The organism is Sphingomonas sp. Leaf33, assembly GCF_001421785.1.
Taxonomy (GTDB): Bacteria; Pseudomonadota; Alphaproteobacteria; order Sphingomonadales; family Sphingomonadaceae; genus Sphingomonas.
In genome coordinates this window covers 2,022,491-2,036,128 of the sequence record NZ_LMLB01000001.1, presented here as the reverse complement: position 1 = coordinate 2,036,128, position 13,638 = coordinate 2,022,491, and the positions used below count along the sequence as shown (strand labels likewise).

Below are 13,638 nucleotides of genomic sequence, written 5' to 3'. Positions count from 1 at the left end.
GGGGCCGCACGGACGTCGCCCGCGGAGAGCCCCCTCCACCACGCCGCTGTGCGTCGCGGTCCCCCTCCCCGCGGGCGGGGAGGATCATTTGCCCGGTTCCAGCATCGTCAACCCACCCATATACGGATGCAGCACGTCCGGTACCGCGACCGCGCCGTTCTCCTGCTGGTAATTCTCCATCACCGCGACCAGCGTTCGACCGACCGCCAGGCCCGACCCGTTGAGCGTATGGACGAACCGCGTGCCCTTCTCGCCGGCCGGGCGATAGCGCGCGTTCATGCGGCGGGCCTGGAAGTCGCCCGTCGTGGAACAGCTCGAAATTTCGCGATAGGCGTTCTGCCCGGGCAGCCAGACCTCGAGGTCGAAGGTCCGCCGCGCGCCGAAGCCCATGTCGCCGGTGCAAAGCAGCAGGCGGCGATAGGGCAGGTCGAGCGCCTCCAGGATGCCCTCGGCGCACGCGGTCATGCGTTCGTGTTCGGCGTCGCTGTCCTCGGGGCGGCAGATAGTGACCAACTCGACCTTTTCGAACTGGTGCTGGCGGATGAAGCCGCGCGTGTCGCGGCCGGCGGCACCCGCTTCGCTGCGGAAGCACAGCGTGTGCGCGGTCATCCGGATCGGCTGTTCGAGGTCGCCCAGGATGCGATCGGCGGCCGACGCGGTCAGGCTGACTTCGGACGTCGGGATCAGCCAGCGGCCATCGGTCGTCTTGAACGAGTCTTCCGCGAACTTTGGCAGCTTGTCGGTGCCGTACATCGCGCCGTCGCCCACCAGCACGGGCGGGTTGCATTCGGTGTAGCCGTTCTGCGCGGTGTGCCGGTCGAGCATGAACTGCGCGAGTGCGCGGTGGAGGCGCGCGATATCGCCGCGCAGGAAGGTGAAGCGTGCACCCGACAGCCGCGCGCCGGTCTCGAAATCCAAGCCGAGTGCCGGACCAAGGTCGGCGTGTTCCTTCGTCGCGAACGCGAAATCGCGCGGCGTGCCCCAGCGCTTCTGCTCGAGATTGCCGCTCTCGTCCTCGCCCGTCGGCACATCGCGCGCCGGCAGGTTGGGGATCGTCGCCAGCCGTCTGGTCAGGTCTTCGGCGACCGCCTTCTGCTCCGCCTCGATCTGCGGCAGACGTTCCTTCAGCGCGGCGACCTCGGCCATCAGGTCGGTCGGATCGTCGCGCCGCGCCTTGGCCGCGCCGACTGCCTTCGATGCCTCGTTGCGGCGCGCGAGCACCGCCTGGACTTCGGTTGTCAGCGCACGGGCGCGCTCGTCGATCGCCAGCAGTTCGGCGCTGAGCGGCGCCAGGCCGCGGCGGGCGAGGGCGGCGTCGAAGCGATCGGGATTTTCACGGATGAAGCGGATGTCGTGCATGGCGCCGCGCTATGACGGGCAGCGGGAAGGCGCGCAACCCGCGGGGCGCCGGCACGTTGTGCCCGGCATAACCAGAGGAGAAGGTAATGCGGGTTCCGCACAACGCCATGGTCGTCGTCGCCGACGGCCGCAAGATGCTGTTCCTGAGGAACGAGGGCGACGGGCTTGCCCCCAATCTCCAGGTCGAACATGCCGAGGAACAGTCGAACCCGGCCGATCGCGATCAGAAGACCGACCAGGCCGGCCGCGCCGCCTCGACCCGCGGCGGCAGTTTCGCTGCCGGCGGCGGGACGATGGGCGAAGTCGATTTCCATCAGCAGGAGGAGGACCGCTTCGCCGCGACCGCCGCCGACCTGTTGAAGAAACGTGCGCTGGCCAACGACTTCGAGAAGCTGATCATCATTGCCCCGCCAAAGACGCTGGGCGAGATGCGCAAGCATTATCACAAGGAAGTCAGCGACCGGCTGGCCGGCGAGCTTGCCAAGGACCTGACCGGTCACCCGATCCCCGATATCGAGAAAGCGCTGCTCGCGGCGGACTGACGTGGTTTCAGACCCGTCCGAATAAAGAAAGGCCCGGCTCCAATCTCTTGGGGCCGGGCCTTTCTCCATATCCGCGGGCGGATGGACCGATGACTTATTCGGCCGACCCGTCCTTCTTCTTGGCGAAGCGTCTGCGGACGACCAGGGCGGCGGCAGCGCCACCGAAGAGCAGCAACATCGGCGGCGCGGGGACCGGGGCGGGGCCATCCGGGTTCGGCGGCGTGTCGCCACCACCGTTGGAGCCGCCGTTCGACGACCAGCCCCCGTTCGACGACCAGCCATCGCACTTGTACTTGCAGTTCCAGCCACCGGACGAACCGGGCTTGCCGCCACCGTTCTGGCCCTGGCCCTGACCCTGGCCTTGCTGCTGACCCTGCTGCTGGCCTTGGTTCTGGCCCTGATTCTGGCTCTGCTCGTTCTTGTTGTCGTTCTTGTTTTCGTTGTAGTTGCTGTTGGTGTTCTTGTTGTCGATGTCGATGTTCACGTCGCCGCCGCTCGACGACGAGCTGGAGCTCGACGAACTGGAACTGGAACTGGACGAGCTCGAAGTCGACGAGATGATGACGCCGGCGCCACCGCCGCCGCCACCACCGCCGAAGAAGCCGCCGGCGAAGAAACCGCCGCCGCCACCGCCGCCACCACCGCCGATCACGACCGGAGCGACACCGCCGCCGCCCGAAACGACCGGCATCGGTGCTGGTGCAGCGGCCGTCGCGACCACGACACCGCCGCCGGTCGTCCGCGTAACGCGGCGGATCGTGCAGCGCATCGTGCGGCGCGTCGATCCGCTGCCGACGACCATGCGGCCGTAGCTGACCGTGCTGCTCGACGACGCGCTGGCGCCGCCGCCGCCATCTTCACGGGATTCGCTCGAATAGCTGGAGCCCGATGCGCCACCCGATCCGTAGCTTGCGCCACGACCGTCGTAACCGGCGCCGCGGCCGTCGTGGCCAGCACCATAGCCGGCACCGCGGCCGTCGGGCCCGGCGCCATAGCCTGCGCCGCGACCGTCATGCCCGGCACCATAGCCGCCGGTCCCGACGCCGCGCGTCGCGACCGTGCGTTCGATGCCGCCGTCGCCGAACGGAACGCAGTCGCCGCTGCCCTGGTAGGACACCTGGCGACGCACGACCTGGCGCTGCGCCACCTGTCGCTTGGCGACCGGCTTCGGCGCGGGCGGGCGCTTTACATTGGGCTTGGCGGCGAAGTCGCGCTTTGCCTGGACCTGGTCGGCGACATGCACCGCACCGCCGCCGATAAGGGCACCACCGGCCGCAAAGGCGCTGAGTTTTGCGAGAGCCATCCGAACGGACATGACGACACACTTTCCAAAATGCCTGATCGGTCACCACATACGGCGATCGACCTTTCGGCGATGTCTCAAGAAAGTGCAGAACAAACCATTAAGTGCAACGGCGTTAACCACGATTATCGTCATCATCAGAGCAATTATTCACTGCGCGACGATCATGACTTGGTTAACGTATTATTCCGGGACGGAATCCGATGCTTGTCGACCAATGCTCAGGTCTGGATAGGTTCGATCCGGTTGCATTCGATACGATCGTTCAGGGTCGCGACAGCCGGACTGTGCCAAACAGGTCACAACGAAAAACGGTTTCGAATCGGTCGCTTGTGATGCTTCCGGCGCTTCCCTATAGGCGGCGCGGGCACAATAAGGCGGTCTTTCGAGAGACGCGATCTCCCGACGGAACCGAAGTGGAGAGTGGGGATGGCTACGGTTCTCGAAACGTCGGGCGGCATTCCGTTTCCGGCGAATGACACGGGCAGCGGATATCGGCCGAGTGCCGATGAACCTTTCATGAATCCGCGGCAGCAGGAGTATTTTCGCGCCAAGCTGAACGCGTGGAAGGACGCGATCTATCGCGAGGCCGCCGGCACCCTGTCGCAGCTTCAGGCCGACTCCCTGCGTGAGGCCGATATTGCCGACCGCGCGACCAGCGAAACCGACTGGGGCATCGAACTGCGCACGCGCGACCGCCAGCGCAAGCTGGTCGCCAAGATCGACGCCGCGCTGCGCCGGATCGACGACGGCGAATATGGCTATTGCGAAGTCACCGGCGAGCCGATCCCGCTCGGTCGGCTGGAAGCGCGCCCGACCGCGACGATGACGGTCGACGCGCAGGAACGCCACGAACGCAACGAACGCGTCTCGCGCGAGGACTAACGCCACCGGAACGCCATTCCGCGCCCGCGTTTACGATTTGGCAAGATTCGAGATGGTCTAACCGCATCGCACTGACGATCTTCCAGTCGACCGGGACGGTGATGGACCAGGGTTTTTCTTCGCAGGGATCAGCGACCGCAGATACAGGCGGCGCCGGCCGGGATGGCGGGCGCGACAGCCTGTTGCTCGTCGCTACGCTAAAGGTGGCCGCGATGGCGCTGCCGGTCACGGTGCGCATCCGCAACCTGTCGAGCGGCGGGCTGATGGCGGAATATGCCGGGCGGGCCGACATCGGCGATGTGGCCGAGATCGACGTCCGTGGGATCGGCCCGGTCCGCGGCCGCGTAGCCTGGATCGCCGAGGGGCGGATGGGCATCGCGTTCGACCACGAGATCGATCCGAAACGCGCGCGCAAGCCGGTGGCCGTGCCGCCGCCCAAGGTCGCCGCGATTAAGCGGGCGATGTTTTAGGGCAACGCCGTTTTCCGAGGACGGCCAAATAAAAAGCCCGGCGATGCTACCGCCGGGCTTTGCCGTGTTCAGCGTATCCGCCGCGCGGATCAGCCGCTCTCCATCTCTTCCTTCAGGCGCAATTTCCGCTTCTTCAGATCGGCGATGGCTGCCTGGTCGGGCGCCGGTCGTCCCTGCTCGTCTGCGATCCGGGCGTCGAGCGAAGCGTGCTTGGCCTCTAACGCCGTGTAATGCGCGGTCTGCATGGATTGAGCTCTCCTTGCTGTCAGTTGCGGGAGGATGAGTAGAACACGGATCGCGGCGCTTGTCGCGGCGCTAATAGGGTGCAATCGGTGACGCGTGCGGTTTTGCGTGACGAAGCGAGCGTGGAAAACATGGTGTCGATGGACGAGGCCGAAGTCCGGCAGAAGCTGGCCGCGTTGAAGGTCGAGCACCGCGACTTGGACGCAGCGGCTGAGGCGCTGCTGTGCCAGACCGCGCCCGACCAGCTGCTCATCGCGCGCCTCAAGAAGCGCAAGCTGCTGCTGAAGGACGAGATGGCGCAGCTCGAGGATATGCTGATCCCCGACATTATCGCCTGATCCCCGCCGCTTGCCCGGCTAACGCCGCGTGCACGCGACGGGCAGGCGGACCGGATCGGGACACTGGGCAGCGGCGTTAACGCTAAAACGGGCTTGGCGGGGTGACTCGCGCCGTGGCACGTGTGTCCGACAGGGGACAGGGAGTTACTGATGCGCGACGCGCCGCATTCGAGGATGCACCGCCGGCTGATCGATTCGTTGTACGTCGAATCGATGCTGCTGGCGGACGAGGCGCGCGGCTATTTCGACGAGGCCGGGCGGATCGACCGCGAGTCGCTGGACGCGCTGTCACGCGTGCTGTTCTCGTGCGAATCGATGAAGGTCACGTCGCGGCTGATGCATGTCATCGCCTGGTTGCTGACCCAGCGCGCCGTGGCCAACGGCGAACTCCGCGCGGTCGATGCGCTGGACCCGTCACGCCGGCTGGGCGACGCGCCGGTGACCGACGAAGGCGCGATCACCATGCTGCCGGACACTGCGCGCATCCTGATCGGCGCGAGCATCGACCTGCACCGTCGCGTCGGGCGGTTCGATGTCGCGCAGGCGCGGCCGAAACTGATCGAGAGCCCGGTGCATTCGATCCACGACCGGCTGGCGCTGGCGCTGGCGCTGGCGAGCTAGAACGCCTCAAAACGTTTGTTTCGCCACCGTCATCCCCGCGGAGGCGGGGACAAATAGTCGCTGAATTCAGTGAGTCTCACCACGTCCGGCCGGAATCTATCCCCGCCGTCGCGGGGATGACGCTAGAGTCTCAAAGCCCCAACCGCGCCCGCGCCGCCGCATATTCGCGCGCCAGCTTCGCGACATAGTCTCCCGCCGGCACCACCGCATCGACCGCGCCGATCCCCTGGCCCGATCCCCAGATGTCCTTCCATGCCTTGGCCTTGCTGCCGTCGTTTCCGCCGAAGTTCATCGTCTTCAGATCGCCCTCGGGCAAATTGTCGGGGTCCATGCCCGCCGCCTCGATCGACCCGCGCAGGTAGTTGCCGTGGACGCCGGTGAACAGGTTCGAATAGACGATGTCGCTCGCGCGACCGCTGACGATGCCCTGCTTGTATCCGTCGACCGCATTTGCTTCCGTCGTGGCGATGAATGGCGAACCAATGTAGGCCAGGTCCGCCCCCATCGCCTGCGCCGCCAGCACCGCGTCGCCGGTCGCGATTGCGCCAGACAGCGCCAGCGGCCCGTCGAACCACTGGCGGATTTCCTGGATGATCGCGAAGGGCGACAGCCGCCCGGCGTGACCGCCTGCGCCGGTGGCGACCGCGATCAGGCCGTCCGCGCCCTTTTCCACCGCCTTGCGCGCGAATCGGTCGTCGATGATGTCGTGCAGCGTGATCCCGCCCCAGCCATGGACCGCGGTGTTTAGATCCTCGCGCGCGCCCAGCGACGTGATGACGATCGGCACCTGCCACTTGGCGCAGGTCGCAAGGTCGGCTTCCAGCCGGTCGTTCGACTTGTGGACGATCTGGTTGACCGCGAACGGTGCCGCCGGCGTGTCGGGGTTGTCGCGGTTCCACGCCGCCAGTTCCTCGGTGATCCGGTGCAGCCATTCGTCGAGCATCGCCTGCGGTCGCGCATTCAGCGCCGGGAAGCTGCCCACGATGCCCGCCTTGCACTGGGCGATGACCAGGTCCGGGTTCGAGATGATGAACAGCGGCGAGCCGATGACGGGGAGCCGGAGGCGATCGAACAGAGCGGGAAGAGCCATTTGGGTTTTGTGCCGCAACCGAAATGGGCTGTCCAGCGGGCGGGTCATGCACTTCGTGAGATCGCGGGCGGACGGCGGTTGCGCGCGGCCGTGGACAGGCGCAGGAACGCCGCAACCAGATCTTGCCCCGGAGTGTCGGAATGAAGCGCCTTGCCACTGCCCTGTTGCTGATGACCGTGTCGACGCCAGCCCTCGCGCAGGGGCAACTGCCCAAGACCGTCGTCCCGGTCAGCTACGACATCAAGATCGAGCCCGACGCGCAGGCGATGACCTTTACCGGCAGCGAGACGGTCAACGTCCGCGTGACCGCGCCGACACAGACGATCGTGCTGAACGCCGCCGATCTGAACGTTACGCTGGCCAGCGTGGACGGCGTGCAGGTGAAGCCGGTGCTGGACACGGCGGCGCAGACGCTGACGCTCACGCTCGCCAAGCCGTTGACCGCCGGATCGCACCGCGTCGCCTTCGTCTGGTCGGGCAAGATCAACACATCGGCCGCCGGGCTGTTCGCGATCGACTATACCAATCCGGACGGCAGCAAGGCGAAGATGCTGGCGACGCAGTTCGAGGCGCCTGATGCCCGCCGCTTCGCGCCGATGTGGGACGAACCGGCGTTCAAGGCGAAGTTCACGCTGTCGGCCGTCGCGCCCAAGGGCCAGACCGCGTTCTCGAACATGCCGGCGAAGGTCACGAAGCTGAGCGGTGACAAACAGCTGTACAGCTTTGCCGAGAGCCCGATCATGTCGAGCTACCTGCTGTACCTCGGCATGGGCGATGTCGAGCGCAAGACGGTGATGGCGGGCAAGACCGAGATCGGCGTCATCACGCGCCGCGGCGTCATCGATCAGGCCGACTATGCGCTGGCCGCCGCCAAGCGCCTGCTACCCTATTACGAGAGCTATTTCGGCCAGCCCTATCCGCTGCCCAAGATGGACATGATCGCCGGGCCGGGATCGTCGCAGTTCTTTGGCGCGATGGAGAATTGGGGCGCGATCTTCTATTTCGAACCCGAGCTGCTGTTCGACGCCAAGCGCGCGACGGTCAGCAACCAGCAGCGCATCTACACCGTCATCGCGCATGAAATGGCGCACCAGTGGTTCGGCGACCTCGTCACCATGCGCTGGTGGGACGACCTGTGGCTGAACGAGGGCTTCGCCAGCTGGATGGAGGGCAAGGCGACCGCCGCGCTGAACCCGCAATGGAATTACCGCGCGCTGACCGTCGCGACCGAGCGCGAGGCGGCGATGCGGCTCGACGCGACCGCGGCGACGCACCCCGTCATCCGCAAGGTGACGACGGTCGACCAGATCGGCGAGGCGTTCGACACGATCACCTACCAGAAGGGGCAGGCGGTCATCGACATGCTGGAAAGCACGGTCGGCGAGGCGAAGTTCCGCGAGGGCGTGCGCCGCTACATGGCGAAGTACAAGTACAACAACACGGTCACCGATCAGCTTTGGGCCGAAGTCAGCGCCGCGGCGGGGCGTGATGTCGCGCCGTTCATGCACGACTTCACGCTGCAGGGTGGCGTTCCGCTGATCAGCGTCGCGACCGGCGGCTGTACCGGCAACCGCAACAATCTGACGTTCCGCCAGAGCCGCTTCGGCCTGGATGCCGCGTCGAAGGCGCCGCAGACTTGGCGCGTGCCGGTGACGTGGGCAACGCTGGGCAGCGGTCAGGCCGGCATGGGCGCAAAGGAAATCCGCGGGAGCACGCCGCAGACCGCAGCGGCGGTATGCGGTCCCGTCTTCGTCAACCCCGGCATGGGCGGCTATTACCGCACCCGCTACGATGCGGCCGGCCATGATGCGGTCGTGAAGGCGTTCGGCAACCTGCCGGTGTCGGACCAGGTCGGCTTCATGGGCGACGACATGGCGCTGGGCTTCAGCGGCGACCAGGATCTGGCGCTGTACTTCCAGACGCTGGGTGCAGTCACCGCCAACGCCGATCCGCTGGTGTGGACGATGGCCGCGGGCCAGTTGTCCCGTCTGTCGGGGATGTACGAAGGGACGCCGCTTGGCGAGCGTGTGCAGGCCAAGACGCTGCAGGTGCTTGCCCCCGCGCTCGACCGCTACGGCCTGGAGCCGAAGCGCGACGACAGTGCTGCGGTGACCAACCTGCGCGAGCAGCTGGTGTCGCTGCTGGGCAGTGCAGGCGACACCCGTGTCGTCGATCGCGCGCGCCGCTACTTCGCCGATGTGCGCCGCGATTCATCGGCCATTCCTCCGGCGATCCGTCGCCCGATGCTCGGCACTTTCGCGCGCAACGCGACGGCCGCCGATTGGGAGGCGCTGCTGGCCACGACGCGGGCGGAAACCAACCCGGTGGTGAAGAACGGCTACATCAGCCTGCTGGGCATCGCCAAGGACGAGGCGCTGGCGAAGCGCGCGCTCGATCTGGTCAGGTCGTCGGACTTCACCGACCAGCAGAAGATCAGCCTGCTCGCCGCGGTGGCGCAGGCGCATCCGGACCTCGCCTTCGACTTCGCGACGGCCAACGCCGCGATGATCAACCCGATGCTCGAGACGAGTTCGCGGTCAAGCTTCATCGTCCAGCTGGGCGGCGGGTCGAACGATCCGAAGATGCTGGCGAAGATCACCGACTGGGCGGCGAAGAACCTGCCCGAGGCGTCGCGCGGTTCGGCGGCGCGGACGGTCAATTCGATAAAGAACCGCGCCGTGTTTGCCGACCGCCTGCGGCCGGCGGTGACGAGCTGGGCGGGGAAGTGAAGAGGGAAACCCTCATCATCGTCATTCCCGCGAAGGCGGGAATCAATTCTGGCTGGACGATGTGAGTCTCACGACATTCAGCGACTATTGATCCCCGCCTTCGCGGGGATGACGCTCAGGGGCGTTTGAAAGCTTCTGCGATCAGCCGCTTGGTCTCCGCCCAGGCGGCCGTCTCCGGCGCGACCAACTCGACGTGCCCGGTCGCGGGCACCGTGTGCAGTTCCGCCCGGTCGCCTTTGGCCTGTGCCGCGGCGACATAGTCGGTCGCCATCCGGTACGGGATGATCCTGTCCTCGCGTCCGTTGACCAGCTGCTGTCGGACGCCGAGCGGCAGCAGGCGGGGGACCGACGTGTCGGCATAGGGATCGGCGCGGCCGGTCCCGACGAGCTTCGCGACGACCGCCGTCCCGCATCCGTTGTCGGGGCTCGCCGCGGTCGCCTCCAGATCGGGCAGGCCGCCCAGACTGATGACGGTGCTGAGCTTCTGCGGGCGCGTCGTGCGAAGCACGCTGCCCTTTGGCAGCTTGCGGCGCCCCGCCAGCCAGAGCGCGAGATGCCCGCCCGCCGAATGGCCGACCGCCACGATCCGCCGCGTGTCGAGGTGGAAGCGCTTCGCCTCCTTGGCCAGTCGGTCCGCCGCTGCGCCTGCGTCGGTGAACGTGCCGGGGTAGCCGCCGCCCGCGCGATCGACCCCGCGGTAATCGATGTTCCACACCGCATAGCCTTCGCGGCGCAGGTCGTCGGCCACCCAGTTCATCAGGCTGCGATCGGCGATCGAGGTCTGCCAGCAGCCGCCGTGGACCATCAGCACCGTCTTGTACGGGGGTTTGGCACCCTGCGGCAGCCACACGTCGACCTTCTGCATCGAATCACTGCCATAGGCGACGGTCGCATCGGGTTGGGGTTTCGGTCGCTTGGCCAGGTCGGGCCAGGTGAGCAGATCGCCGGTCATGACGGCGAGGCTAGCGGCAAGTGCTATGCGAAGGAACATGGCGAAAGCTTACGCCGTGAACATCGCCTGCGGGAAGAGGCAGAAGCGGCGTGTCAGAACGACGCCCCGGCGGCCCGGGCGCGGAAGCGGCTGGCGTTGCGGCGGGCTTCCAGCAGTTCGACCACGTGCGCGGCGAAGCTCGACAGGTGTCGCTTCTCGCGTTCGCTCATTCCCTCGGCTCGGGGATGCGGATCGAAGATGCAGACGGTGCCGAGCCGCGCGCGGTTGAGCGCCTTGATCGGAGCCGCGGCGTAAAAGCGGATGCCGGCCGTGCCGGTCACGAAGGGGCTGCTGCGGAACATCGGATGGGACCGTGCATCGGGGACCACGGTCACGTCGTCGCTGTCCAGGCTGTGCGTGCAGAACGATAGCGAGCGGTGGACCGACGGATCGTCGACGCCATGACGGGCCTTGTACCACTGCCGGTCCTCGTCGATGAACGACACGACCGCGCTACGGACGGCAAAGGTCGTCGCGATGCGATGCGCGAGCGCGTCGAATGCCGGCTCGGCGGTCGTGTCGAGCACATCATACCCCTTGAGCGTCGCGATGCGAACGGCTTCCGTGACCATCCCGTCTTCTCCCTGGGACGGGGGAGGTACGATATCAGGCTTACGAAATCATGAGCATGGTAACGAAATTGCATCCGAATCGGCAGCTTTGCGTCGTTCCGCGCGCCCTGCTAACGCTGCACCTTCAATGGCCACCCAACCTGTCGAACCGATCATCGATGCGCCCTTCGATAGCGCGCTCAGCGAACGCTACCTCGTCTACGCGCTGTCGACGATCACCGCGCGCTCGCTGCCCGATGTCCGCGACGGACTGAAGCCGGTCCATCGCCGCCTGCTGTGGGCGATGCGGCTGCTGCGGCTGGACCCGGCGAGCGGGTACAAGAAATGCGCGCGCGTCGTCGGCGACGTCATCGGCAAATACCATCCGCACGGCGACCAGTCGGTCTATGACGCGATGGTCCGCCTCGCCCAGACCTTTGCGCTGCGCTATCCGCTGGTCGACGGGCAGGGCAATTTCGGCAACATCGACGGCGATAACGCCGCGGCCTACCGCTACACCGAGGCACGCCTGACGCAGGTCGCGATCGACCTGATGGCGGGGCTGGACGAAGACGCGACCGATTTTCGCCCGACCTACAACGGCGAGGAGCAGGAGCCGGAACTGTTCCCCGGCATGTTCCCCAACCTGCTGGCGAACGGGGCGGCCGGGATCGCTGTCGGCATGGCGACCAGCATTCCGCCGCACAATGCCGCCGAACTGCTCGACGCCGCGGTCGCTCTGATCGACAACCCGCAGGCGAATGTCCTCGACCACGTGAAGGGCCCCGATTTCCCGACCGGCGGCCTGGTCGTCGATCCTCCGGCCGCGATCGTCGAATCCTATGCGACCGGCCGCGGCGGTTTCCGTGTCCGCGCCCGAATCGCGGTCGAGCGCGAGAAGGGGGGCGGATGGCACCTGATTGTTACCGAAATCCCCTACGGCGTGCAGAAGGGCAAGCTGATCGAGGGGATCGCCGCCCTCATCACCGACAAGAAGCTGCCGATCCTGGGCGACGTCCGCGACGAAAGCGACGAGCTGATCCGCATAGTCATCGAACCGCGCGCGCGCACCGTCGATCCGGACACGCTGACCGACAGCCTGTACCGCCTGACCGACCTGGAAACGCGCGTGTCGCTGAACCTGAACGTGCTGGACAAGACCCGCACGCCGCGCGTGATGTCGCTGGGCGAGGCGCTGGCGGCCTGGGTCGAGCATCAGTTCGTGGTGCTGCGGCGCCGGTCCGAACATCGCCTGCAGAAGATCGCCGACCGGCTGGAACTGCTGGGCGGCTACATCATCGCCTATCTCAACCTCGACCGTGTGATCGAGATCATCCGGACCGAAGACGAACCCAAGCCGGTCATGATGGCCGAATTCGGGCTGACCGACCGCCAGGCCGAGGCGATCCTGAACATGCGCCTGCGGTCCTTGCGCAAGCTCGAGGAGATGGAGCTGGTCCGGGAGCGCGATGCGCTGACCAAGGAACAGGCCGGCCTGGTCGATCTGCTGGCGAACGACGGCAAACAGCGCCGCAGGTTGAAGGGCGACCTGCGCAAGATACGCGATCGCTATGGCCCGGAGACGCCACTGGGCGCCCGCCGCACGACGATCGCGGAAGCGGCACCGGCGCGAGTCATCCCGCTGGAGGCGATGATCGAACGCGAGCCGATCACCGTGATCCTGTCGCAGCGCGGCTGGATCCGGGCGATGAAGGGGCATGTCGATCTGACGTCGGCGGAAACCATGAAGTTCAAGGAGGGCGACGGCCGAGCCTTTGCCTTCCACGCGCAGACGACCGACAAGCTGCTGCTCGCGGCGGCGACCGGACGTTTCTACACGCTGTGGGCCGACAAGCTGCCGGGCGGGCGGGGTTTCGGCGAACCGGTGCGGCTGATGATCGACCTGGACGGCAGCGTGGAGATCATCGCGTTCCTGCGCGCATCGTCGGCGCAGCGGCTGCTGGTCGCGGCGAGCGACGGGCGCGGCTTCCTGGTCAAGACCGCCGACACGATCGCCGAGACGCGCAAGGGCAAGACGGTGATGACGCCGCGGACGGGCGCGCTGCTGTCGCTGGTGAAGCCGGTGCATCCCGACGACGATTACGTCGCGGCGATCGGCGACAACCGCAAGATGCTCGTCTTCCCGATCAGCGAGGTGGCCGAGCTGTCGCGCGGGCAGGGCGTGCAGTTGCAGCGCTATCGCGACGGCGGCCTCGCCGACGCGATTACCTTCCGCTTCGACAAGGGGCTGACGTGGCCGATGGGCGGCGATGCCGGGCGGATGCGGACCGAGAGCGACCTGACGCCGTGGCGCGCGGCGCGGGGCGCGGCGGGGCGGATGCCGCCGACCGGTTTTCCTCGCGACAACCGGTTTCACGAGTAAACGAAACGGCCTGCTTTAGAGGGATTTAACTAGTCGCCTCTAGTCGTTTGCCGTGATGCTGTTCCGCAAGGCGCGCGCGCCAAGCCTGTCTGACACTAGACCCGCGCCTGTCGTGGGTGAGGATCCGTGCGTC

General features: G+C 66.7%; 13 protein-coding genes. 7 read left to right on the top strand and 6 right to left on the bottom strand.

Annotation, left to right across the window (positions count from 1 at the left end; translation table 11 throughout):
- Positions 1–84: 84 nt before the first annotated feature.
- Complete coding sequence (gene serS, locus ASE86_RS09940; protein ID WP_056425365.1) at positions 85–1,359, bottom strand: serine--tRNA ligase; 1,275 nt, start codon at positions 1,357–1,359, stop codon at positions 85–87.
- An 86-nt stretch (positions 1,360–1,445) separates the two neighbouring features.
- Here serS and ASE86_RS09935 point away from each other — a divergent pair, with 86 nt between their 5' ends.
- Positions 1,446–1,901: a host attachment family protein gene (locus tag ASE86_RS09935; protein ID WP_056425362.1), complete on the top strand. Its 456-nt coding sequence runs from the start codon at positions 1,446–1,448 to the stop codon at positions 1,899–1,901.
- Between the two features lie 94 nt (positions 1,902–1,995).
- Here the strand turns inward: ASE86_RS09935 and ASE86_RS15995 are convergent, their stop codons facing one another.
- Complete coding sequence (locus tag ASE86_RS15995; RefSeq protein ID WP_056425359.1) at positions 1,996–3,204, bottom strand: hypothetical protein; 1,209 nt, start codon at positions 3,202–3,204, stop codon at positions 1,996–1,998.
- Positions 3,205–3,633: 429 nt separating this feature from the next.
- Here ASE86_RS15995 and dksA point away from each other — a divergent pair, with 429 nt between their 5' ends.
- Complete coding sequence (gene dksA, locus ASE86_RS09925; RefSeq protein WP_056425356.1) at positions 3,634–4,089, top strand: RNA polymerase-binding protein DksA; 456 nt, start codon at positions 3,634–3,636, stop codon at positions 4,087–4,089.
- A 101-nt stretch (positions 4,090–4,190) separates the two neighbouring features.
- Entirely contained in the window at positions 4,191–4,559 is a 369-nt protein-coding gene (locus ASE86_RS09920; RefSeq protein WP_056425353.1) for a PilZ domain-containing protein, read from the top strand.
- A gap of 89 nt (positions 4,560–4,648) precedes the next feature.
- Here ASE86_RS09920 and ASE86_RS15685 read toward each other — a convergent pair whose 3' ends face one another.
- Positions 4,649–4,804: a YdcH family protein gene (locus tag ASE86_RS15685; protein ID WP_082441777.1), complete on the bottom strand. Its 156-nt coding sequence runs from the start codon at positions 4,802–4,804 to the stop codon at positions 4,649–4,651.
- 138 nt (positions 4,805–4,942) lie between these two features.
- Here ASE86_RS15685 and ASE86_RS09915 point away from each other — a divergent pair, with 138 nt between their 5' ends.
- Positions 4,943–5,140: a YdcH family protein gene (locus ASE86_RS09915; RefSeq protein WP_056426981.1), complete on the top strand. Its 198-nt coding sequence runs from the start codon at positions 4,943–4,945 to the stop codon at positions 5,138–5,140.
- Positions 5,141–5,290: 150 nt separating this feature from the next.
- Positions 5,291–5,761, top strand: a complete 471-nt coding sequence (locus ASE86_RS09910; RefSeq protein WP_056425350.1) for a DUF1465 family protein — start codon at positions 5,291–5,293, stop codon at positions 5,759–5,761.
- Positions 5,762–5,891: 130 nt separating this feature from the next.
- Here ASE86_RS09910 and ASE86_RS09905 read toward each other — a convergent pair whose 3' ends face one another.
- On the bottom strand, positions 5,892–6,851 hold the full coding sequence (locus ASE86_RS09905; RefSeq protein ID WP_056425347.1) for an NAD(P)H-dependent flavin oxidoreductase: 960 nt from the start codon (positions 6,849–6,851) through the stop codon (positions 5,892–5,894).
- A 140-nt stretch (positions 6,852–6,991) separates the two neighbouring features.
- On the opposite strand from ASE86_RS09905, the gene ASE86_RS09900 reads away from it, so the two are divergent.
- Positions 6,992–9,580, top strand: coding sequence for a M1 family metallopeptidase (locus ASE86_RS09900; RefSeq protein ID WP_056425344.1), 2,589 nt, complete (start codon positions 6,992–6,994; stop codon positions 9,578–9,580).
- A 115-nt stretch (positions 9,581–9,695) separates the two neighbouring features.
- On the opposite strand, the gene ASE86_RS09895 is transcribed toward ASE86_RS09900, so the two are convergent.
- Positions 9,696–10,571: an alpha/beta hydrolase gene (locus ASE86_RS09895; RefSeq protein WP_082441775.1), complete on the bottom strand. Its 876-nt coding sequence runs from the start codon at positions 10,569–10,571 to the stop codon at positions 9,696–9,698.
- Between the two features lie 53 nt (positions 10,572–10,624).
- Entirely contained in the window at positions 10,625–11,143 is a 519-nt protein-coding gene (locus ASE86_RS09890) for a GAF domain-containing protein (protein ID WP_056425337.1), read from the bottom strand.
- 127 nt (positions 11,144–11,270) lie between these two features.
- Here ASE86_RS09890 and parC point away from each other — a divergent pair, with 127 nt between their 5' ends.
- Entirely contained in the window at positions 11,271–13,505 is a 2,235-nt protein-coding gene (gene parC, locus ASE86_RS09885) for a DNA topoisomerase IV subunit A (protein WP_056425335.1), read from the top strand.
- Positions 13,506–13,638 lie beyond the last annotated feature (133 nt).

Coding starts and splice junctions, on each gene's coding strand:
- serS (WP_056425365.1), bottom strand. CDS start 1,359: ATGCACGACATCCGCTTCATCCGTGAAAATCCCGATCGCTTCGACGCC.
- ASE86_RS09935 (WP_056425362.1), top strand. CDS start 1,446: ATGCGGGTTCCGCACAACGCCATGGTCGTCGTCGCCGACGGCCGCAAG.
- ASE86_RS15995 (WP_056425359.1), bottom strand. CDS start 3,204: ATGGCTCTCGCAAAACTCAGCGCCTTTGCGGCCGGTGGTGCCCTTATC.
- dksA (WP_056425356.1), top strand. CDS start 3,634: ATGGCTACGGTTCTCGAAACGTCGGGCGGCATTCCGTTTCCGGCGAAT.
- ASE86_RS09920 (WP_056425353.1), top strand. CDS start 4,191: ATGGACCAGGGTTTTTCTTCGCAGGGATCAGCGACCGCAGATACAGGC.
- ASE86_RS15685 (WP_082441777.1), bottom strand. CDS start 4,804: ATGCAGACCGCGCATTACACGGCGTTAGAGGCCAAGCACGCTTCGCTC.
- ASE86_RS09915 (WP_056426981.1), top strand. CDS start 4,943: ATGGACGAGGCCGAAGTCCGGCAGAAGCTGGCCGCGTTGAAGGTCGAG.
- ASE86_RS09910 (WP_056425350.1), top strand. CDS start 5,291: ATGCGCGACGCGCCGCATTCGAGGATGCACCGCCGGCTGATCGATTCG.
- ASE86_RS09905 (WP_056425347.1), bottom strand. CDS start 6,851: ATGGCTCTTCCCGCTCTGTTCGATCGCCTCCGGCTCCCCGTCATCGGC.
- ASE86_RS09900 (WP_056425344.1), top strand. CDS start 6,992: ATGAAGCGCCTTGCCACTGCCCTGTTGCTGATGACCGTGTCGACGCCA.
- ASE86_RS09895 (WP_082441775.1), bottom strand. CDS start 10,571: ATGTTCCTTCGCATAGCACTTGCCGCTAGCCTCGCCGTCATGACCGGC.
- ASE86_RS09890 (WP_056425337.1), bottom strand. CDS start 11,143: ATGGTCACGGAAGCCGTTCGCATCGCGACGCTCAAGGGGTATGATGTG.
- parC (WP_056425335.1), top strand. CDS start 11,271: ATGGCCACCCAACCTGTCGAACCGATCATCGATGCGCCCTTCGATAGC.